The 21,666-nt window shown below is 69.9% G+C and carries 15 protein-coding genes; 4 read left to right on the top strand and 11 right to left on the bottom strand.

Going from position 1 to position 21,666, the window contains the following annotated elements; all coding sequences use genetic code 11:
- Positions 1–28: 28 nt before the first annotated feature.
- The gene (locus POL67_RS27950) at positions 29–580 is read left to right on the top strand and encodes a CAP domain-containing protein (protein ID WP_271922462.1); all 552 of its coding nucleotides are present in this window, start codon (positions 29–31) and stop codon (positions 578–580) included.
- A gap of 10 nt (positions 581–590) precedes the next feature.
- Here POL67_RS27950 and POL67_RS27955 read toward each other — a convergent pair whose 3' ends face one another.
- The 8 genes from POL67_RS27955 to POL67_RS27990 all read right to left on the bottom strand — a co-directional run bounded on the left by POL67_RS27955 (position 591) and on the right by POL67_RS27990 (position 11,700).
- On the bottom strand, positions 591–2,150 hold the full coding sequence (locus POL67_RS27955; protein WP_271922464.1) for a 3,4-dehydroadipyl-CoA semialdehyde dehydrogenase: 1,560 nt from the start codon (positions 2,148–2,150) through the stop codon (positions 591–593).
- A 137-nt stretch (positions 2,151–2,287) separates the two neighbouring features.
- Positions 2,288–3,421 (bottom strand): hypothetical protein, encoded by a 1,134-nt coding sequence (locus POL67_RS27960; RefSeq protein WP_271922466.1) that lies wholly within the window; start codon positions 3,419–3,421, stop codon positions 2,288–2,290.
- 139 nt (positions 3,422–3,560) lie between these two features.
- Complete coding sequence (locus tag POL67_RS27965; RefSeq protein ID WP_271922468.1) at positions 3,561–4,982, bottom strand: TolC family protein; 1,422 nt, start codon at positions 4,980–4,982, stop codon at positions 3,561–3,563.
- A gap of 61 nt (positions 4,983–5,043) precedes the next feature.
- Positions 5,044–5,721 (bottom strand): tetratricopeptide repeat protein, encoded by a 678-nt coding sequence (locus POL67_RS27970; RefSeq protein WP_271922470.1) that lies wholly within the window; start codon positions 5,719–5,721, stop codon positions 5,044–5,046.
- 119 nt (positions 5,722–5,840) lie between these two features.
- Positions 5,841–8,102, bottom strand: coding sequence for a DEAD/DEAH box helicase (locus tag POL67_RS27975; protein WP_271922472.1), 2,262 nt, complete (start codon positions 8,100–8,102; stop codon positions 5,841–5,843).
- Between the two features lie 18 nt (positions 8,103–8,120).
- Entirely contained in the window at positions 8,121–8,588 is a 468-nt protein-coding gene (locus POL67_RS27980; RefSeq protein WP_271922474.1) for a hypothetical protein, read from the bottom strand.
- Between the two features lie 43 nt (positions 8,589–8,631).
- Complete coding sequence (locus POL67_RS27985; RefSeq protein ID WP_271922476.1) at positions 8,632–9,648, bottom strand: tetratricopeptide repeat protein; 1,017 nt, start codon at positions 9,646–9,648, stop codon at positions 8,632–8,634.
- 195 nt (positions 9,649–9,843) lie between these two features.
- A complete protein-coding gene (locus POL67_RS27990; RefSeq protein ID WP_271930900.1) occupies positions 9,844–11,700 on the bottom strand; it encodes a L,D-transpeptidase in 1,857 nt (618 codons plus the stop codon).
- Between the two features lie 230 nt (positions 11,701–11,930).
- Here POL67_RS27990 and POL67_RS27995 point away from each other — a divergent pair, with 230 nt between their 5' ends.
- From POL67_RS27995 to POL67_RS28005, 3 genes are all read left to right on the top strand, one after another.
- Entirely contained in the window at positions 11,931–13,475 is a 1,545-nt protein-coding gene (locus tag POL67_RS27995) for a prolipoprotein diacylglyceryl transferase (RefSeq protein WP_271922478.1), read from the top strand.
- A gap of 111 nt (positions 13,476–13,586) precedes the next feature.
- Positions 13,587–14,822, top strand: a complete 1,236-nt coding sequence (locus tag POL67_RS28000; protein WP_271922480.1) for a serine/threonine-protein kinase — start codon at positions 13,587–13,589, stop codon at positions 14,820–14,822.
- Positions 14,823–15,010: 188 nt separating this feature from the next.
- Positions 15,011–15,271, top strand: coding sequence for a hypothetical protein (locus tag POL67_RS28005; protein ID WP_271922482.1), 261 nt, complete (start codon positions 15,011–15,013; stop codon positions 15,269–15,271).
- A gap of 102 nt (positions 15,272–15,373) precedes the next feature.
- Here the strand turns inward: POL67_RS28005 and POL67_RS28010 are convergent, their stop codons facing one another.
- The 3 genes from POL67_RS28010 to POL67_RS28020 form a co-directional block, all read right to left on the bottom strand.
- Positions 15,374–19,552, bottom strand: coding sequence for a hypothetical protein (locus POL67_RS28010; protein ID WP_271922483.1), 4,179 nt, complete (start codon positions 19,550–19,552; stop codon positions 15,374–15,376).
- Between the two features lie 131 nt (positions 19,553–19,683).
- Complete coding sequence (locus tag POL67_RS28015) at positions 19,684–20,658, bottom strand: hypothetical protein (protein WP_271922485.1); 975 nt, start codon at positions 20,656–20,658, stop codon at positions 19,684–19,686.
- A 78-nt stretch (positions 20,659–20,736) separates the two neighbouring features.
- Positions 20,737–21,663, bottom strand: a complete 927-nt coding sequence (locus POL67_RS28020) for a PfkB family carbohydrate kinase (protein WP_271922487.1) — start codon at positions 21,661–21,663, stop codon at positions 20,737–20,739.
- Positions 21,664–21,666: the final 3 nt, after the last annotated feature.

Here is a 21,666-nt window from a genome sequence, read left to right on the forward strand (position 1 = left end):
GATGCCCAGCATGGTGAAAATGTGCCGCTTGGCTTCGTCTCGCCCGTTCGTTTGGCCGATCCTCCCCGTCCTCGCCGCGCTCGGCCTCGCCCCCGGGACCCTGGGTTGCACGACAGTCGAGTACGCGGACAGCGTGAGCCAGGCGAATCCGCTGGACGCCGTCGAGAGTGATCTCGTCGGCCGGCTGAACGACATGCGCACGCAAGCCGGCGTGCCCGTGCTGAAGGTCTGCGCGACGCTGAACCAGTCCGCGTCCTCGCACAGCGACGACATGCGGGACAAGGGTTACCTGAAAGACATCGGGCCAGACGGATCCACGGCGGTGACGCGCGCGTGCGACGCAGGGTTTTCCGCGGCGTGCGACGGGAGCGTGGGGATGGCCGAGCTCTTGGCGAAGGGGTTCGCCGGGGCCGCGCAGACGCTGGAGCAGTGGGCCGCGGACGAAGGGACGAAGCCGGTCCTCGTGAACGGGGATTTTCTGACGGTCGGCGTGGGTCGATCGATGGGCGGGGAGTCGGCGATCTGGACGCTCGATCTCGCAGCCGCAGTCGATCCGAGCTGCGACGCCGCGGCGCCGTAAACGACGCCGCTCAGCTCTTCAGATCGAGCGCGGCTTCGAGGATGGGCCTTGCGCCCTGGATCGCCGCGCGGTGCGAGTAGAACGCGAGGCCGCGGCGTCCGCCGAGCTCCTCGCCGCCGCCTGCGCGGCCAGGGCCGCCGTGCACGCTCTGCGGGAGGACCGTGCCCGGGCCAGGCGTCTGGTCGGCGATCTTCTCGCTGCCGAAGTAGAGGCGGCCGTGATACGGCGACAAACCGAAGATCATGTCGGTGACGAACGCGCGATCGTCGCTGTACACCGAGCCGACGAGCATGCCGCCGCCGCGGCGGACGAGGTCCGTCGCGCGGGCCGAGGAGCCGTCGTAGGGGACGATCGTGGCGCAGGGGCCAAAGACCTCGTGCTGGTGGACGTCACGCGCCGCATCGGGATCCTTGCAGTGGAGCAGCGTGGGCGGGACGAAGTAGCCCTTGCCGTCCTGCGCGCCGACACGCTCGAACGCGCCGTCGCCAAGGACGATCGAGGCCTCGGCCGAGAGCTTCTGGATGCCGGCGCGGATGTCGCGGAGCTGCGCGGCGGTCGCGAGCGGGCCGACGGTGACACCTTCGAGCGCGGGGTCGCCGACCTTGATGTCGCGCAGCAAGCTGACGAGCTCGTCCTTGATCTCGCCCTCGATCGCGGAAGGGACGAGGATGCGGCGGATGGCGGTGCACTTCTGCCCGGCCTTCTGCGTGATGTCGCGGCTGACCTCGCGCAGGAACATGCGGTACGTGTCGGAGCCCGAGGCGACGTCAGGCCCGAGGACAGCCGTGTTGAGGCTGTCGGCCTCGATGTTGAGGCGCACCGAGCCATGCACGACGGCCGGCGTGACGCGGAGGCGCGCGCCGGTGTCCGCCGAGCCGGTGAAGGCGAGAACGTCCTGGCCGCCGAGGTGATCGAGCATGTCGCCGGGCGCGCCCGCGATGAAGGAGAAGGCGCCCGCAGGGAGGATGTTCGCCTCGATGAACAGGCGCGCGATCCGGTACGCGAGCAAGGCGGTGCTCGTCGCAGGCTTGGAGACGACGGGCATGCCGGCGAGCAGGGCACAAGCGGCCTTCTCGGCGAGGCCCCAAGCAGGGAAGTTGAAGGCGTTGATGTGCACCGCGACGCCCGCGCGGGGGACGAGGACGTGGTAGCCGAAGAAACGAGGGCTCCTGCCGAGCTTTTCGCCTTCGCCGTCGACGAGGAAACGAGCATCGCCGAGCTGCTTGCCGAGCTCGGCGTAATACGCGAGCGTGCCGGAGGCGCCGTCGATGTCGAACTTCGCGTCGCTGCGGGTGTTGCCACCGTTCTGGATGGCGACCTCGATCAGGGCGTCGCGGTTCGCGTGGATGGCGCGCGACAAGGCGAGGAGCAGCTCGCCGCGCTGCGCGAACGAGAGGGCGCGCAGCGCAGGGCCGCCGACGTCGCGGGCATGGGCGAGCGTGCGCGAGAAGTCGATGCCCTCCGTGCTGGCCTCGGCGATCGGCTGCTCGGTCGTCGGATTGACGAGCACGGCGGCCTTGCCGGAGCCGTGAACCCACGCGCCTGACACATAGCTGGCAAGTCGTTCCATCGGTCCGCGCTCTATACCGCGGACATGGGCGCCACGGAACCCGAGAGCGCAGCCATCGAGCCAGCAGCCCTACGCTGGGGTAGCGCGCCGCCCGAGCGGCGCGCGTAGGGGGCCGGCCCGAGCCCGCCCCCTCTTGATCAGTCCTGGAAATCGGGGTCGTCGCAGGCGGCCTGGCGGAGGGCGCGCTTCGTGACGGTCTTGTTCGAGGATTGGCCCTTCTTCGTCTTGATCTCGACGCTGTCGGGTGTGTCCTGGAACCAGAACTCGATCGTGGTGGGCAGCTCCCAGATGTTCTTCGTCGGGTCGAGGGTCTTGAAGCGGTCGCTGTTGCCGAACCCGACGTTGATGGTCTTGTACTCGTCCGTCTGGACGATGAAGCAGGTCTTCGAGTCGGCCGCGCGGCCAGGGGCGTAGACGTAGCCGTTCGTGCCCGACTTGAACTCGAAGGTGAAGCTCTCGAGCACCTTGCCGCTCGCGTCCTTCGCTTCGAGCTTGTGCGCGCCGCTCGCCACGTTCTTCGTGACGACGACCGCCGCGTTCTCCTTGGCCGCGTTCTTCAGGTCCTTGGCGAGCGCCTCGCCGTCGAGCGTGACGGTCACTCCATCCTTGCCCGTGACGTTGACGATACGGACCGACGGGTGCGTGTAGCCGTACCAGGCGAACCCGACGCCGCCGACGAGCCCAAGGACGACCACGACGCCAATGCCCACGATCTTCAGGATGTTGAAGCTGCCGCCCACCGTCCGCTGCTGCGGCATGGGTGCGCCCATCGGGATGCCCATCGGGGGAGCGCCCATCGGTGCACCCATCGGCATTCCGGGCTGCGGGCCGTACCCCATCCCCGGTTGTCCCCCGTACCCCTGCTGCGGATCTCCGCCCATCGGCGCTCCGGGCTGCGGGCCATACCCCATCCCCGGTTGCCCCCCGTACCCCTGCTGCGGATCGCCGCCCATCGGAGGACTCCCCATCCCCGGCTGCAGGCCGTATCCGCCCTGCTGCGGCGGGCCATACCCTGCCTGCGGCTGCTGCGGCGCGCCGTAGTCTCCTTGCGGCGGCTGGCCGTACCCCGCCTGCGGCTGCTGCGGCGGGCCATACCCTGCCTGCGGCTGCTGCGGCGCGCCGTAGCCACCTTGCTGCGGCGGTCCGTACCCCGCCTGCGGCTGCTGCGGAGGGCCGTAGGCGCCTCCCGGCTGGGGATACGAGCCCTGCGGCGGATAGCCGGGCGGACCTCCCGGGGGATACCCCCCACCCGGAGGCGGCATGTTGGCCATGGCGGATTCTCCTTCAATACGAGCCGTCGTCGCGCCGCGTTACACGCAGCGCGCACCCCCACTGCGAGCGTGCGCGGCGATGATAGGAGGGATCCGAAGCGGCTGTCTCGGGCGAAAAAGGAAAACCGCGACGCCCCGTTCAGCCGTCACAAACGGCCGCCGCGAGCAGAGCGGCGATCTTCGCGCGGATGAGTTCGAACTCGCGCTGCGCCAGATCAAGCTCCGCCTGGCGGAGGCGCTGTGCCGCGTCGATGAGCTCGAAGCTCGTCGCCGTGCCCGCCTCGAACGCGACCTGCGAGAGGCGCGCCGTCTCCTTCGCGAGATCGCGCGTCCGTTCCGCGAGCGCGCGCGTCTGGTCGGCGACCTCCACACCGCGGTAGGTCTGCTGCGCGTCGAGGCGCGCCTGGCGCTCGGCGGCCTCGAGCCGCGCCTTCTGCAGCTCGACGGAGGCACGCGCGGCGCTGACCTCGCCAGAGCGGCTCGCGTCGAAGATGGGGATCGTCAAGAGAGCGCGCGCAGTCCAGATGTAGTTGCCGCCGATGAACTGGGGCTGGCTCGTGACGTTGATGGTCGTGGAGGCGTCCAGCGTCGGCAGATATCCGCGCCTCGCTTCACCAACCTGACGCTCGGCCACTTCGACTTGCTTCTTCGCGGCCACCACGTCCGGACGCTCCTCGGGTTTGCCCGCGTGGCACGTCCCCCGCACGCTCTGCTCGATGTCGTTGAGCGAGATGTTCGGGGGGACGCCGTAAGGGACGTTGTCGCCGAGCGCGAGGCCGAGCGACTCGCGCGTGCGCCGGATCTGCTCATTGCTCTGGAGCAGTTGGTTACGCACGAGCGTGAGGTCCTGCTCGGCGCGCACGACATCGAGCTGCGTGCCCGTCCCGAGCCGCGCACGGCGACGCGTGAGCTCGAGCCGCTCGAGCGCCGTCTTCAGCGCAGCGCGGTTGATCTCGCTCTGGTTCTCCGCCGCCACGACCTGCACGATGACGCTCGCGAGGTTCGCGAGCAGCGTGCGGCGACGATCCGCCTCGGTCTGCTTCGCGGCCTCGATGTTGACCTTGGCGGTGCCGGCGGCGTACCAGAGGCGCGGCTGGATCAGCGGCACCGTCGCCGTGGCGCCAATGCTCGCCGACAACGCCGCGGCAAAGGGCGTGTTGAGGTCACCCTGGGGCCGCGGAAGAATGATCGTCTGCACCTGACCCTGCCCGTCGACGCGGGGCAGATAACGCCCCCGTGCTTGCTCCGCGAGCGCCTCGGCGCGCGCGACCTCAGCCTCGGCGATGCGAAGATCCGGCGCACGCGTCTCGATGAGGGTCATCGCCTCGCGCCAGTTGCCAAGCGTCCTGGGGGCAGGCGGGACCGGCGCGAGGGCCGGATCCGCAACCTCGATCGTCGGCGGTGTCGCAGGAGGTGGTGCGGGCTGCGCGGGCGCTTCGGTCGAGGTCCCTCCCTGAGGGCGAGGCTCGGGCTGCTGCGCGGCGAGCGGCGCCGAGAGGAGCAAGGCGAAGGTGAGGAGCGACGTGGTGAGCGAGGCGCGTACCCGACGAGGACGGACCATGACCGCATCGATGTAGCACCGCGCAGGCGACGACAAGCCGGAAGCTTGCTCGACGTCGCAGTTAGTCGCGCGCGGAAGGTCGCTGGCGGGCCCGCTGTTTCTTCGGTTTGCCGCGCCGCTCACGCCCCGAGGCTTCCACGGTCTCCGGCGCGCCGGCGTCGAGCCAGCGCCAGAGCGCCATCTGATCGGCCGTGGCCCCACGCCGGATGGCGCGCTTGAGCACACGCTTGGCGAGAACGAGCTTGCCGGAGCGCGCGAGGGCGTGCGCGTAACTCGCCGCGATGTCCGCCTCCTCGGGCTGCGCCTCGCTGGCCTTCGCGAGCAAGGGGAGCGCGTCGTGCGGGCGGCCCAGGGCCACGTCGTACAGGTGGCCGAGGTTGTGCGCGTACCAGGGGTTGTCCGGCGAGAGCGCGAGGGCCCGCTCGTAGGCGCGCGCCGCATACCGGAAGTTTCGCAGGAGCGACTGCGCGAGGCCCATGACGGCCCACGCGCCGTCATCCCGGCCGTCGTGCGCGAGGACCTTGCGGGCGAAGAGCGCCGCGCGCCAAGGGTCGTGCTCGACGCCGAGCTCGGCGAGCTGCCGATGCGCCGCGACCCAAGGCTCGCTGCCCGGCTCGGCGATGCGGGTGATGCGCGCGAGCAGAGGGAGGATGTCTTCGACGCCGAGGCCCACGGCGATCGCGCCGTCGACCTCTTGCCGGAGCCGCCCGACCTCCTCCTCCCATCCGCGCCGCGCCATATCCAAGGGGATACGACCTTCGTGCGCGCTCCGCCAGCAGGGGTTTTGGAGAGCAAGACGCCGGAGGTGATCCGGCGTCCCGAGTGTCGACCAAGGGCGGAGATCGCCGCGATTTCAGCTCAGGGCTCGACAGCGCCCGCGGCGTCCGCGTCGATTTCGCCGCCCGCGCCGCTGCGCTCCCGCGCCGGCTCGGCCATCACGGTGCGACCGGCAAGCGTCGCTCCCGACAAGCCAGCCACCGCGCGCGTGACCTCGCTGCGCCGGACGCTGACGAACGCGTTGCGCTCGCGGACGCGGATCCGCTTGACATCGGCCTTATCGAGGCCGATCTGGTCGAGCAAGAGCGCCTGGAGGTCAGCCGCGCGGACGCCGTCGCGGCGGCCCACGCTGACGAAAACCTCGGCGTAGTCCCCGGACGAACCCTCCTGCGAGCGACCCGGATCCGTATCATCCGGACCGACCTCGCGCGGGACCTCGCGCGCGACGTCCCGCGGGCCCGCGAGCGCGGCGTCGCCGAGGATCGGCTCGTCGTCGCCCTCTTCCTCCGGCGGCTGCCAGCTCGTGAAGTCGGCGTGACGCACCGGCGCAGCCGCGCGCGCCTTCGGAGGCGGCAAGGGATCGGCCGCGCTGACAGGCGTCGGCGCGACCTCGTCGCCGCCGCGCGCGCGGATCGGCCGCGGCATCTCGGGCCGCCCCTCACGACGTCCCCGCGAACGACGACCCGACTCCCGCGGCTCGCGCTCCTCGCCGGCGGCGCGCTCTTCGCGCTCCTCCCGACGCGGACGTTCTTCGCGCTCTTCGCGGCGCGGTCGCTCCTCACTGGCCGCGCGCGGCTCGCGCTCCTCGCGGCGCTTCTCCTCGCGTGGCTCGCGCTCCTCGCGGCGCGGCCTCTCTTCACGCGGCTCGCGCGCGGGTTTCGTCTCGGCCTTCCCCGGGGCAGGGGCCGCCTCGACGCGCTTCGGCGCAGGACCAGCGCGCCGCGCAGCCGCCGCTTCGTCCTTGGCCGTGGGCCGCGCGCCCAGGTGATCCCGCAAGAGCCCCGCGAGGATCCGCTCGGAAGCGTCGTGCGAGAGGATGCGCCGCGCGAGGGAGAGATCGTCCGGGTGCGTACCCTTCGGGGCGAACGCCTCGGCGAGCATGTTGACGAGGTCGGCCTCGGCGCGCGTCTTGAGCTCGCCCTCGGTCGGGATCTGCCGCTCGATCGGGCGGATCTTGTACGTGAGCCGCATCAGGTAGAGGCCGCCGATGTCCTGCGGCGCGATGAGCGAGATCGCAGTGCCCGTGCGGCCCGCGCGCCCGGTGCGACCCGTGCGGTGGACGTACGCCTCGGCGTCCTGCGGGAAGTCGTAGTTGATGACGTGCGTGAGCAGCGAGATGTCGATCCCTCGCGCGGCCACATCCGTCGCGACGAGGAACCGGAGCCGGCCCTCGCGCGTCGCGCTCATCACCTTCTCGCGATCGGACTGCGGCAGATCGCCGTTGAGCCAGTCCGCGTCGAAGCCCTGGCGCTGCAGCGCGCTCGCTACGCGCTCGGTCTCGTCGCGCGTGTTGCAGAAGACGACCGCGCTCTCCGGGTTCTCGACCTCGATCACGCGGATGAGCGCGCCGAGCTTGTCGCCCGCGACCATGTACACGAAGTGATCGATGGAGAGCGCACCGACGTGGTCGCCCGAGAGCGTGACGAACTCGGGGTTCTTGAGCTTGCTCTTCGCCATCCGCTCGATGTCGGGCGGCAAGGTGGCCGAGAAGAGGAGCGTCTGGCGGTTCTCGGGCAAACGCTCGAGGATCGCACTGAGCTCACGCTCGAAGCCCATCGAGAGCATCTCGTCGCACTCGTCCAGCACGAGCAGGCGGAGGTTCTTCGGATCGAGCGTGCCGCGGCGCAGGTGATCGAGCACGCGGCCGGGCGTGCCCACGATGACCTGCGCGCCCGCGGCGATCGCGTCGATCTGACGCGGCATCGGCGCGCCGCCGTACACGGGTACGACGCGCACGCCCTTGCGCTTGCCGAGCCGCTCGATCTCGGCCGTCACCTGCAGCGCGAGCTCACGCGTGGGGCAGAGCGCCAAGACTTGCACGTGCGCGGCCGAGCGCTTGACGAGGTGATCGACGATCGGTAGCCCGAAGGCCGCCGTCTTGCCGGTGCCGGTGCGCGCTTGCACGACGGCGTCACGCCCGCGCGTCGCGGGCTCCCACACGGCGACCTGCACCGGCGTGGGGTTCACGTAGCCGATCTCGGCCAGCGTCTCGCGCAGCTCGGCCGAGAGGGGCAAGACGTCGAAGGTCGGCGCGGTCGCGGCCGCCTGGCCGGCCGCTGTGGGATCACTCGTGCGAGCCTCGGAGGCGTTCGCGCCCTGGGAGGTGGGATTCTGGTCTGTCATTCGTCGCCGCTCTGGATATCAGGGGCCTTTGGGGGGTGCGCCGGCTTGGGCGAGATCGGTGTTCACGATCTCCTGCACCTGGCGCCGCAGCGGGGCCAGGTCCGAAGCCTCCCGCCGCGCTGCATGTTCCTCCGCATAGCGGAGCCGCTCGATGGCGTCGAGAGCGCCCTCGTCCTTCGCCGACCCCTTGCAGGTGGTCGCGACGCCATCGAAGTACTGCCACTCGGGCTCGAGCGCCGCCCGGAAACGCGCGATCGCCCCGTCTTCGCCGTCCGTTCCGGGGGCCGCCGCCCGCGCCCGATCGACGGCCCCGACGAGGGCCCGGAGCCCCTCGTGGCAACCGCCGTACGGGGAAGGGGGGTGATCCGTGAAGAACACCTGGACGGAGATCTGGATGGTGCCCGCGAGGCAGGTGGCGCCGATGATGCCGTAATAAATCGCCCCGGCGACCGAGCGGCCGCGCCTTCGGGCGGATACGGGCCTCACAGGCCTCTCGGGGGCGGCACACATGGCGAACGGTCCCCGCCCGTCAGTTGAGCTCGCTCTCGGGGCGTTCGGCCTGCTCGGCCTCGAGGAACGTCGCGGTGATCTCGCGTTCGAGCGCCAAGCTGATCTCCCGCTCGATGCCCTCGACGCTGCCCGCGAGCCGGGCGACGTTGATGGCATACACGAAGATCCGCGCACAAGGCGCATCCGCGCGTCCGCCGCGGGAGAGCTCGTCGGAGATGAGCCCATCCAGCAAGACGAGCGCCCGCGGATCGACGCCCTCGGCGACGAGCTCCATGCCGGGGACGTCGGAGACGTACACATCAGCGGCGTCCACGTACCGGCGCAGGACGGGATTCAGCCCGGCGATCGCCTTCTGCGCGAGCCCGGTGAAAGCCTCGCGGCCGGGCGCCCACGGAGGCAGCCCCATCTCGATGTCGAGCTCGCGCGCATGCAAAAACGCCTGCGTCGCGCCACGCATGTCACCACGCTCGTCGCGTACGAGCCCGAGGTAATAGTACGCCTCGACGTGCCGCGGATCCTTCATCGCCGCCTCTTCCACGAGCCGCGCGGCCCGCTCCGTCTGCCCGATCTCGTAAAGCGCGCGCCCGACGAGGAACGTGTGATTCGGGTTGTCGTAAGGTCCGCTCGGGATCCGCTCGACGACACGCGCAGCCTCGTCCGTATCCCCCTTCGCGAGCAGGGCATCGAACTTGAGGAGGAGCGCGTCGATGATCTCCTCGTCGACCTCGGCGAGATCGAGCGCCTGGTCGCACATCTCGATCGCCTGGTCGTACTCCCCGAGCGGGTGAATGTAGACCTCGGCGGCGTTGAGCATCGCCTCCAGGTACGTGTCGTCGAGGGCGATGGCCTGCCGGTAATTCTCGATCGCCTCCTCGCCGTCCCCTTCGAGGGCCGCGACGTACCCGAGGAGGTTGTGCGCCTCGGGGGAGTTGGGATCGAGCTCCAGCGCTCGGCGCGCCGAAGCCTCGGCGCCGCGGGTATCCCCACGCTGTATGAGATCCCACCCGCGATCGAGGTGGGCCGAGAACTGGTCCATGACGGCCTCAACAACTGTTCGACACTCCGCCCCAAGTCAAGTTGTTAAGGAGGGTGTGGGCTCGATGGCCCACACCCTACGGCCCTCAACTCCGCTTCGCTTCGTTCTTCGGGCCTACCCGGCGTCAGGGCTGCTGGCTCGACAGAATACGTCCAGGTGGGTCAGGGAGGCCTGGATTTCTGGTTTTTCGGAGGGTTACTCGTGGACGACCACGAGCGTGCCGCGGTTTTCGGGCGTCGACCAGACCGCGTGCCAGCCGCGGGGGAGGCGAGGCTCGCTCCAGAAGAAGATCTTCTTCGCGTCGAGCGGAGAGAGGTTCACGCACCCGTGGCTCATCTCGCGGCCGAAGTTCGAGTGCCAGAAAGCACCGTGCAGCGCGTACGAGCCCTCGAAGTACGCGACGTACGGGACGTCCTCGATGCTGTACGGCAGGTCGCCCGCGACCGTACCGTCGCCGTCCATGGTCACCGCGATGTGCTTCTCGCGGATGCGGAACGTGCCCTTGATCGTCGAGTGATCCTTCGCCTTGTTCGTCGACTTGCGCCCCGGCGACACGAGCGCCGCGTACACGGGCTTGTCCCCCTCGAACGCGACGAGCGTCTTGCGCGTGATGTTCACGTCGAGCCACTTCTCGCCCGGCGCGAGATCCGCCGGCGGCGAGCCAGGCTCGGTGTACGTGGCGTCGACGCCCTTCATCCACCAGCCCTCGGTGGTCTGCCGGTACACGACCGACTTCACCGTCGCCGTGACCCCCGTGAGCCCGACCGCGGTGAACCGAGGCGCCGGGCCCTTCACCTTCACGTTCTTCTGCTCGTCGTCGATCTCGAACTTCGACGACTTCGTCGCGAGGATGAAGCCGACCTGCTTGGCGCCCTCGGGGACGTCGATGCCCTGCGAGGCCGGGGGCTTCACGATGTACATGCGGTCGCTCGGCGCGACGAGGCCCGCCGTGGTCTTGTACCAAGTCCGGCTGTTCCACGAGAACGTCTTGTCCACCGCGACGAAGAAGCCCTTCACCATGCGCTTGGCAACGGTGCCGTCCGCCTCGGACTCGAGCTCCTTCAGCGTGACGTTGACGGGCTTGCCCGGCTCGAGCTGCTGCCACCAGGGCTTCTGCGGCTCCTCGATCGCAGGCCCCGCGTCGAGCATCGCTGCGACCTCGGCCGAAGGCATCGGCGCAGGCGCGCTCGGAGCGCCTTCCTGGCCCGCCGGAGCCGCCGTGGTGTCGGCCGCCGCCGAGGTGCTCGCCGAGGGCGTCGTCGCGGCCGACGCCGTTTGATCCTTCGCCGCCTCGTCCTTGGCTGCGCTCTCGGCCTCCTCTTCGGCCTTCTTCTTGCGGCGCGCCTTCTTCGCCATCTCGAGGTACGGCTCGTACTTGATCATGTCCTCCTTCGAGGGGACCGATCGGTAGAGCGGCGTGCCGTGCGCTGTGTTGTAGGCGTAGCGGTACGGCAGCACCTCTTCGAGGTTCGGCGACGTGATCCCCATGCGAACCTGGGGGTTCGAGAGATCCGTCGTGGAGTACTTGCCGCAGACGTAGCCGCCATCGAGCAAGCGGTACCAACCCTGCTGGCACGAAGCATTTTTCGTGGGGTTCGGATCCACCGGGACCTTGCCGCCGAGCCGGATGTAGCCGAGCCGCTTCTTGCTCGACTCCATCGTCGGATAGACCGGCGTCTGCACCGCCAGCGCCCCGAGCAGCGGTCCGGTGTACGGCTTCTCGGCCTCCGCGACCGCAGGGCTCGCGTCCTCGGCAGCGTCGGCGCCCGCGTCGCGCGTGTCGATCGGCGTCGCCGTCGCGACCCGCGCAGAGCCCTTCGGCGCCGGGGGCGTCGTGGGGGGAGGGGCGGGGAGCTGGCTCGTGCGCGTAGGCTTGTCGACCGACGCGCCGGGCGGAGCATCCCCATGGCAACCGCTGGCCCACGCGACCGCGCCCGCGAGGCCTGCCGCCACCGCGAAGCCAAGAGCACTCGCCACGAGGGTAGAGGGCGCCTTCGCCTCGGGAGGAGGCGGGGGCGCAGGCTCGCGACCCGCCGGCACGCGGGAGTTCATCGCCACGCGGGGCCGATCTTGTTCACGCCGAGGCCGATCCACTGGAGAGCTTCCCATCGCCGAAAAAAGTGCCTCGTCTTCCCGACCAGACGGGCTCGGGGGTCTTCGTACCCGTTCCTGCATCGTCGATCCAGTTCTCTGCAAAAGGGAGGTGAAAGCCGCTTGAAAGGAACGTGCCACGAAGCGCTCGGCCCGATGACGCCCGGCGAGGCGCTGCTACCGTAGGGGCCGTGGAGCAGCGGACGCAGCCCCGTGGCCGGACAGACACGAAAGAAGCGCCGGCCACGGCCCTCTCGCGGCTCCGCGCGGCCGCTCCACGCGCCTTCGTGGTTGCCCTGACGATCGCGCTCCTCCTGCATCTGCCGCTGCTCCCGACGCGCCTGTTCGCTTGGCTCTCGGTGCTCTTCGGTGATCCGGTCGAGATGGTCGACATGGAGGGCGAGGTCGTGATCCCCATCGATCTCGATCTCGTGCCGGGAGAAACCCGAGCGCCCGCGCCCGCGCCGGATCCCGAGCCCACCGCCGCGGAGCCCGATCCTTCCGCCGAACCCACGAAGCAAGCCGAGATAAAGCCCAAGAAGAAGGCAGAGCCAGCCGACGCAGGCCCCGACGCCGAGGCGCCAGACGCAGGCCCCGACGCAGACGTCGAGGACGCAGGCGTGAACGACGCGGGGCCGGAGGACGCGGGGGTCGCCGATGCAGCGCCGCTCGATACGGATGGCGGCACGCAGGCGCCCGACGCGGGCGCGCCAGTCGCGGAGCTGCCGGACGCAGGTGCGGACGCGGAGGCGGTCGCGAAGGTCGAGCCGGATGCGGGCCCGGATGCGGCCGCTCCGGTGCCCGTCGCAGAGCTGCCCGACGCGAGCGCAGACGCGGGAGGCCCAAAGCTCAAAGATCCGCTCGCGGCCGCGGGTTCGGCTGCGGATATCGCGTCGAAAAACCCGAACGTCCAGGTGCTCATCGCCGGCGACAGGATCCGCAAGCACGAGCTCGGAACCTGGTTCAGCCGCATCCTCGTGGGGATCCCGCAGTGGCAGTCCTTCTTCAAGGACACGCCCATCGATCCCATCCGCGATCTCGACCATCTGCTCATCGCCGGCCCGCAGTTCCGCGACTCGCGCAAGGTCGTGGCCGTGATGGACTTCAACGTGCCCGAGCCGAAGATCCGCGCCGCGATCGAGGCCATCGTGAAGCGCAGCAATCCGCCCGGCCGCTGGCTCGAAGACGCGCCCGTGCCCGCAGCGATCGCCAAGGCGGACAAGGGCGAGCGCATCTTCGCGCTCGTCCCGGGCAAACGGATCCTCGTGGTTCTGCCCGCCGACGCGAAAGGCGAGCTCGCGAAGGTGAAGTCGACGAAGGGCTTCAACAAGTCGAGCGGCGTGGGAATCGCGCTCTCGATGGTCACGCCGCACCGGGCGTTCAAGGGCCTGCCGTTCCAGATCCCCGACACGTTCAAGTGGCTGCGGCTCTCCGTGACGCCCACGGACGACGGCGGCGCGGACGTGCTGCTCGAGGCGCAGGACAAGGACGCGTCCCTGGCCGAGAAGCACGCCGGGGAGCTCGGGCCCATCGTCGAGGGGTTCCGGAAGGTCGAGATCCCCTTCCTCGGCCGGTTCGAAGTGCTCGGGCCGACGCCGTTCGTCGCCGAAGGGGACCTGGTCCGCGCCACCACGCACGTGACGAACAAGCAGCTCAAATACATCATGAGCGCCGTCGAGCAGCAGCTCGCGAAACAAGCAAAAGCCGCGGCAGAGGGCGGGAAAACGTCCCCCTGACGCGCGATGGCCCCCACGTCCGCACCTTCGAAAGAGCCCGGAAGACTAGCCAGGGCGCGCGCGTTCGGTTAAGTCGACCCGCGCGCGACGCGCGACAGAGCACGCCCTGCCATGCCCGCCGACCAAACGCCGCCCAAGTCGACGCTTGGGGCTTCGGGTCGCCTCACGGCGCCCTCCGCCCCAATCCCCGAAGTCCTCGCCGAGCTCGCCGGTCATCCGCGCGGCGACGATCTGGCCCGCCTCGTCCACGCCATCGCATTCGCCTGCGCCGACGAGCGAAGGACCTCGCTGCCCGACGGGGCCCGCGATGCCGCCGCCCGGCTCGGGCTCTCCACCGAGGACGCCGAGACCCCCTTCGGCAACGTGCTCGCCGCGCTCGAAAGGAGCCCGAACGAGCCCACAGGGCCCGCGACACGCGCGCTCCTGTCCGCGCTGCTCGCCCGCGGCATCGCGCTCGCCCCGCCCGAAGGCGTGGAGGCCGAGCGACGCGTGATCGAAGCGCTCGCATGGGTCGCCGCGCACACGCCGCTCGACGCGCTCTCCGCGGCAGATGCCGCGCTCGGGCCGAAGGCAGACGGGCTCTGGCGGGAAGCCGCAGCGCTCGTGCGCAGGGCCGACGAAGGCGCAGCGCCGCTCGTGGGGCGCGCAGGAGCGCTCGTGATGGCCGCGGCGCTTGGCGCGAGCGCGTCGGCAGCGGCCCGGAGCGAGGCCAAGACGCTCGCCGCCGAGGCGCGTGATCCCGTGGTGCGCGCGCTCCTCCAGGACGCGCGGAGCCCCGGCGCCGCCGTGGCCGCAGGAGAGCTCGTCCCGCCGCCGCGTGGCCCTCTGGCGCTCGTGCTGCTCGCCGTGACGGGCCTGCTCTTCGTGATTCCGCTCGCCCGCCTGATCGGGCGTTTCGTGCTCCGGTACCGTTGCCCCGCGGAGATGCGGGTCTCGCCGCGCTCGATCACGGTGCTCGCAAAGACGGAGCTGCTCGGACGAACGGTGCGCGAGCGGGAGATGGTCTTCCCGGTCGAGGGGCTCACGCGTGTGGCGCGCGAGGTGCGGTATCCGCGGCTCGCGATGTACGCGGGCCTCTTCGCGCTGGCGATCGGCAGCTACATCGGCATCTCGCTTTTCGTCGACGGCGCGCGCGCGGGCTCGCCGGATCTGCTCGGGATGGGCGCGCTGCTCGTGGCCGTCTCCATCGCGATCGACTTCGCCCTGACGAACCTGATGCCCGCCTCGCGCGGGCGCTGCCGGGTGGTGCTCGTGCCGCAAAAGGGCCCGACGGTCGCGCTCGGCCGCCTCGACCCCGCGCTCGCGGACAGCGCCATCTGCCGTCTGCTCCAGGGCAGCTCGTCCTGACGGCTGCGGCGACCTCACTCGGAAAAACGATCCAGAATTTGGCCCGACGCGCGCGCCTCGGATAGGGGACGTCGTGTACCGGCGATCCGGCGCGCGTGGCGCGGCCGGGTGGGCGAGGACCGACCCCAGTGGCTGAGCGCGTGGTGCGCGGCCGAGGCGGCAGCCTGCCGGATCGGGAGAGGTGTCTCATGCGACGCAAGAGCGAGATGCTGGCGGAGCTCAAGCAGATGTTGAACGAGGCCCTCCGCGCGCAGAGCGCGGGCGCGAGCTACACGAAGCTCGCCAAGGCGCAGGGCGCGGTCGACGGGTACATGCGGGCGCTGCTCGACTCCGGCGTCGCCACGAAGCAGGAGCTGCTCGAGCTCGTCGCCTCCGAGCGCGCGCGCGTGAACGGCCCGGCGACGCGTGAGATGCTCTTGGAGACGGCCGCCGAGATCGCCGCGGCCTGACGCGGAAGGGAAGGGGTTTGGGGCGAAGGGCACCATAGGCAACCCGAAGCCCCAAGCGTTGAAGGGGAGGGCGCGCCCCGAAAAGCGCGCCCTCGTCGTGCATCAGGGCGAGACGATCGCGACGTCGCCACGCGGCCCCGCCTCGTCGAGGCGGCGCCACCAGTTGACGAGCATCAGCTTGCCGTCGACCTCGATCGGACGCGAGAACGCGCCGGCGAAGCCTTCCTGCTCGATGGCGCGCACCTTCCAGGTGATCTGATCACCCGTCGGCGTGCCCACGGCGTACCGGAGCTGGCCGGCCGTCGCGTCCTGGTAGGTGATGTGAATCTCGCCGCTCGCGCCGACGTAGATCGACGAGTCGTCGCCGACGAGGTGCTGCCCGTCGTCGAACTTCTGCGTGCCGTCGATCGTGAGGCCGTCGTCCACGATGCCCGTGAGCTTCACGGTCGTGCCCTTCGTGACCTGCGCGTAGCGGAGGCCTTCGGACAAACCGTCGACGTAGGAGAGGTGCCAGTCGCCCTTCTCGTCGATGAAGAGCGAAGCGCCGATGCCCATGTCGCCGGTGTCCGTGCCGTCGGCCGCTTGCCCGTCGATGATCGTCGTCTGCCACATGCCCGCGTTCTTCGAGGCGATCACGAGGTTGCCCCGGATGCGATCGTAGAACGCGACGCCCAACCCACCCTTCGGATCCAGCGCGACCGAGATGTAGTCGCCCGCAGCCTCGGGGTAGGTGTCGATCTTCGCGGCGTCGATCGTGTCCGCGCACTGCGTCGCGCCGCCGATGTCCACGCACGCCGAGCCCGAACCGCACTTGGGCTCGCACGCCGTGAGCTTCTCCTGGCATCGGCCGGTCTCCAGCACGCACACGTCGCCGAGCGCGCAGTTGTACGCGCGGCAGGGCGTGGCCGCGTCGATGGCCACGTCCTCGAACGTCCAGTCCGCGCCCGTGGGCGTCGCGCTCGTCGCCGTCGCGAGGCGGACCTTCGACGAGATCGCGCCGTCCTTGCCAGGCTCGATCGAGAGGTACGCGATGGTGGGTTTGTCGCCCGCCATGATGAGCTTCGCGTACCGCCCGATGTCCGCCTGCCCCTTCTGCTCGACCGTGACGACGTTCCAGGCGCCGCCCACGCGCTGGGCGAACTTGAGGGCCTTGTTCGTCCGGTCGTAGTAGGCGACGGCGGGGCTGCCGTCGCTGCCCGTGGCGATGCTCGTCCACGTGCCGACGTCGTCGCCCGACTCGATCTGGCCGCCCCGGAAGCCGTTCTTGTTGAACTTCGCCGGATCGACCACGGGCTCGGCCGGGACGCCGTCGATCGCGGCCCAGCCGATGTTCTCGCCGTTCCACGTGCCGACGACGAGATCACCCCAGCTATTTTCGTTCGCCCAGTCCGCCTCGACGTACCCGGCGACCCAGATCGTCTTGCCCGAGACGGCGACCGACGTGTACGCGCCGATCAGCCCGGGATCGAGCGTCGTGCAGGTCGGCGCGACGCAGGTGTACCCCGACTGCCCGATCGCGCTGTCGTCGCCGCCGCAGCTGCAGCCGGCGAACGAGCCCGCCGTGCCGATGATCGCGAGCCCGGAGAGCGCGCGGATCGTGCGGCGCGCCGAAAGACGACGCGCGGGAGCGGGCGCCGGCGCGGGTTTCGCCGCCGCGGCCTTCGGCGAACGGCGACGGCCGAACCGGATCACCGCGCCGAGAAGCGCGAGGCCCACGAGCCACATCGGCTTGCCCTGCGTGCGATCGTCGCCGACGACGGCGCAGCCGCAGCCTTCGCCCGTGATGAGCGCGCGACCACGGATGAGCGCCTGCGAAGCCTCGGCCACGTTGCCCTCGGCGTCCTCGGCCTCGACGTCGATCTCGGCCGCCTCGCCCACGTCGATCGTCCCGAGCTCGGTGGCAGGCTTCCACGGAGACCACGCGCCGCCGTCGAGCCGGTAACGCACGCGGGACTCGCCGCCGCCGCCCACGAGGTCGCGGACGTTCACGGACACGCGGTTGCCTTCCTGCACCTCACCGACCGCGATCACGGGCGGCTCGGCGTCGATCACGACCTCGATCTCGGCCGGCGTCTCGTCGAGCGTCTCGGGCTTGCCCACGACGCGCGAGCGCACGCTCACCGTGTGCTTGCCCTGCAGACGCAGCCACTCGTCGCGCACGTCGATGTTCCGCTCGCGGGTGAACGGCTTCCACATGCCGTTATCGACGCGGTACGAGTACTCGACGGGCACGACGCCCGTGTCGCTCGGCGACGACATCTGCAGCGCCACGACCGGCGTGTTCTCCTCGTCCACCGTCCCGAGGCGGAAGCCCGTGCGATCGAGCTTCTTCTCGATCACGCGCGCCGTCGTCTCGATCGGATCGGCCTTCGCCCCGGAGCCCGGGTTCGGGGCCAGAGGCATCGCCTGCCCGATGCCGAGCGTGGCGAAGATGCCGAGGTAGTTGTCGCTGCCCTTCGCGAGCTTGCGCAGACCGGCGGAGCCCTGGCCTTCCACGGTCTCGGGGATCGTGAGCGTCAGGCCCACCGAGTCGAGCGCGCCCGCGATGTCGATCGGGTTGATCCCGCCGAGGAACTGCGAGCCGAGGCTGCCGATGAGGCCCTGGAGCGCGCCCGCGATGACCGTCGGATCCTCGCGGAGGAGCTCGGAGTTCGTGACCACGCCGTTCGACACGCCGATCTTCTCGAGCACCGGCAGCAGGCCATCCGGCGTGACCGTGAGGTTCACGGGGACGTCGAGATCGAAGGTCGCCGTCATGAAGCGGATGAAGCGGTCCGTCGACCAGATGTAGAAGTCGAACGAGGCTTGCTCGAGCCGCACGCGGATCAGCGGATCCGTGTTGATGTCCGTGCCGTTGCCGAACGTCGCCGTCGGCGGGCGGCCCGGCCGGATGACGAGCGCGACCTGCTGCGGCTCACGCTGGAGCCCGAGGTCCCGGAGCGAGCTCGCGAGCAGCGCGAGCGTGCCCGAGGCGAGCTGCGGCACCGTCTCGGTCGAGATGCCGAGGCAGAGGAAGCCGCTGTTGTACATGCCGTTCAGCGCGTAGTTCGCGAACCGCTCGGAGAGCGCGATCCCGACGTGCGGGCCGTCGAGCCCCGCGGGCCAGTTCGAGACCGTGTTGCCGACGAGCTCGTCCGGGACCGGGATGCCCGTGGGCAGATCCATCTGCGAGAACTTCACGCACTGCGAGATGGGCGTGGGCTCCGCGCCGCCGTACATGCCGAGCGTCGCGCCGCCGGCGACGGGGTCGAGATCCCCCCACGCGTAGCCGCTGTTGTCCGTCCGCTTGCCGGCGCCGCCGACCGCGAAGAGGATGTCGAGGCCGCCCTTCGTGCCCGGCGAGATGCTGGCGAGGGCTTGGCCGAGGTTCACGTTGCCGTCGGTGCCAAGGATGATCGAGGCGCACTCGTCGCCTTCGGCCGTTCCATAACGACAAACGCCGCCCACATCGTTCGTGCCGAGCGGGCAGGGGGGATTGAGCTCCGGGTTCGCCTGCTGGCAGAGCGCCGAATCCACCTGGTCGGTGAGCGTCCCGAGGAGCTGGTCGTAGAGCAGATCGATGACCAGGCCCTTCATCGCGTTGAGCACGGTGTTCGAGAACCCGCCGCCGCAGAATTCGATCGAGTCCTCGAGCTGGCCCTTGTTGACCTCGAGCGCGTTGACCTTGACGCGCGAGTAGCCGTACCGCGAGTGCGCCTGGTTCGTGTCGACCTCGATCGAGATGTCGACGTTCAGATCGATGTTCGCGAACGCGCTCGGCGTGGAGCAGCCGTTGCCCGTCAGGCGCACGTTCGCGCTATCCGGGATGAAGAAGTAGACGATGTCGAGGGGCAGGTTCTGCAGCCGAATCGGCAAGGGCCCCGTGATCTTGATGTTGTGCGGGTTCGACGAGTCGATGTTGAGCTTCGCGTTGCCGACGTCGATCTCCGCGACGCACTTCGGCGGGTTCGCGTTCTCGTTGGGTCCACCCGGACAAACGTCGTACTGGATGCCCGCGGTGGAGCCGCTCGTCGAGGGCACGGGGAACGTGACGATGCCGCCGTTGCCGCTGCCGCCGAGCAGGGTCTGAGCCAGCGGCCCGAGGTTCTGCTCGAGGAACGTGAGCCCGGATTGCGTGAGGCGCACCGAGCCGGCGTTTTCGATCCGCGCAGCGGGATCGAAGCCGCCGGGCAGGGGCGTCATGCCGCAGCCCGAGCATCCGCTCGAACAACCACCGCCGGCACAGCCGGCGATGAGGATCACGACCATGATCCCGATGAGATGTCTTAAAAAGCGAGGCATGGCGAAGACCTCCGAAGGCGCCACCGATGGCGGCCTCTCGCACACGCCAGAGGCCGCTTTTCACCGGATTTGCGCGATCGTACGCGTCCTACGGCGCACGCCGCAAGCGTGACGGACGGGACGTTCCCGCGTCAGAGCGGACAGCCGCCGTTGATCTTCACCGCGCTCGCCGCGAACTCCGCGCCTAGCTGCACTGCGTCGGCGCACATCGCGTCCGCAGCCGCATTCGTGGCGTCACACCAGTCGCCCTTGTAATCGATTTTTCCGTTCGCATCGCGCAGGCACTTCGCGATCGGCATCGCGCCGTCGTCCTTGCCCGTGAGGAGCGCGCAGAGCGACTTCTTCGCGAGATCGACCTCGACGGCGTCCGCGTCCTCGAGCGTGATGTACCCCTCGATCTTGCCCGCGTTGAGGAACGTGAACTGGTTCTCCTCGGGGTACGGACGGCAGAGGTTCAACGGATCGAGGCCCTCGGCGTTGTAGGTGCCCACGCAGTTGTTGTTGGACGAGAGCTTTCCGCCCAGGATCCGCGCCTTCTTGAGCGGCAAGAGGATGGGGGCGCCGCCCTCGGCCGTGTACACGGGGACGATGATGTCCTGTCCCTCCGTCACCTCGAACGTGCCCTGGGACAGATCACTCGAGAACTTGATCGGCGTGATGTTGAAGCCGCTGATCATTTCGTTCACGAACGAAAAGCCGTCCGCAGGGTTCGCGACGGGCTTCGCGCCGCCCGTGCAGACGGTGTTCGTCATCGTGTCGAAGTGAAGCAACCACGAGAACGTGCCCTGGCCCGACAGGTTGCACTTCGTGTCGTCCAGCGCGACGCCGCCCGCGACGGTCTTGCCGATGAAGCTCGCGGCCGCGAGCGTCGCGGGTTTGCTGATGATGATCTGCGACATGCGCAGGCCGAACTCCGTCTGGCCCGCGTTGTCCACGAGCGCGATACACGTGGGATCGACCGTGACGCACGACGCCGTGAGCCCACAGTTCGCCCCCGAGGGAGGCGGCTGGGACGCCGGCGGATCATCCCCGCAGCCGCTGCCGAGGATCCCGAGAGACAAAAGCCCGAAGGCCGCGAGCGACGCGGCCACGTTGGAAAAGCGCATCCGTGTTTCCTCCACGCAAAAAGGAGCGCGGAGACTATCACGGACGGCGCCCGCTCCGCGCGGGGCGCGAAGCGCGGATCACATCGTGCTGGCGCCGAACTCGTAGAGCTTCTGGATCTCGGTGACGCGCGCGGAGACCTCGTCGCGCACGAGCACGCCGACCTTCCCCGTGCCTACCGCCTCGACGCAAAACGACGCCGTCGCCGTCGCGTGCACCATCGCGCGCCGGAGCGCGAGCGGCGTGACCTCGGATTGCGTCGCGAGGTAGCCGAGGAAGCCGCCCGCGAACGAGTCGCCCGCGCCCGTCGGATCCACCTCGTCTTCGAGCGGGAAGCCGTGGGCCGCGAACACGCCCTCCTCGTCGAAGAGGAGCGCGCCGTGCTCGCCGCGCTTGATGACGAGGCGCTTCGGGCCACGCGCGAGGATGTCGCGGGCCGCGCGCCGGATGTTGTGGATGCCCGAGAGCTGCCGCGCCTCCTCGTCGTTCACGATGAGCACGTCGATGCGCTTGAGCATCGACGCGAGCAGCGTGGGCTCGCCCGTGATCCAGAAGTTCATCGTGTCGGCCACGACGAGGCGCGGCGAGCGCACCTGCTCCAGCACGTCGAGCTGGAGCCCCGGATGGATGTTGCCGAGCAGGAGGAACGGCGTGTCACGGAACGCCTCGGGCAGGCGCGGGCGGAAGTCGGCGAAGACGTTGAGCTGCGTGTCGAGCGTGGTGCGGTGGACGAGATCCTGATCGTACCGGCCCGCCCAGCGGAACGTCTTTCCGGTCGCGCGCTCGATGCCACGCGTGTCGATCCCGCGGGCCTGCATCGCGATGAGCACGTGCTCCGGGAAGTCGTCCCCGACGACGGCGACGACGCGCACCGGCGCGAAGACCGAAGCGGTCATGGCGGCGTACGTGGCCGAGCCGCCCACGACATCGCGCGCCTTGCCCGAGGGCAGGTCGAGATCGTCGAAGGCCATGGATCCAACGATGAGAATCGGCGAAGACGTGCTCACGGC

Source organism: Polyangium mundeleinium, assembly GCF_028369105.1.
GTDB classification, from domain to species: Bacteria; Myxococcota_A; Polyangia; order Polyangiales; family Polyangiaceae; genus Polyangium; species Polyangium mundeleinium.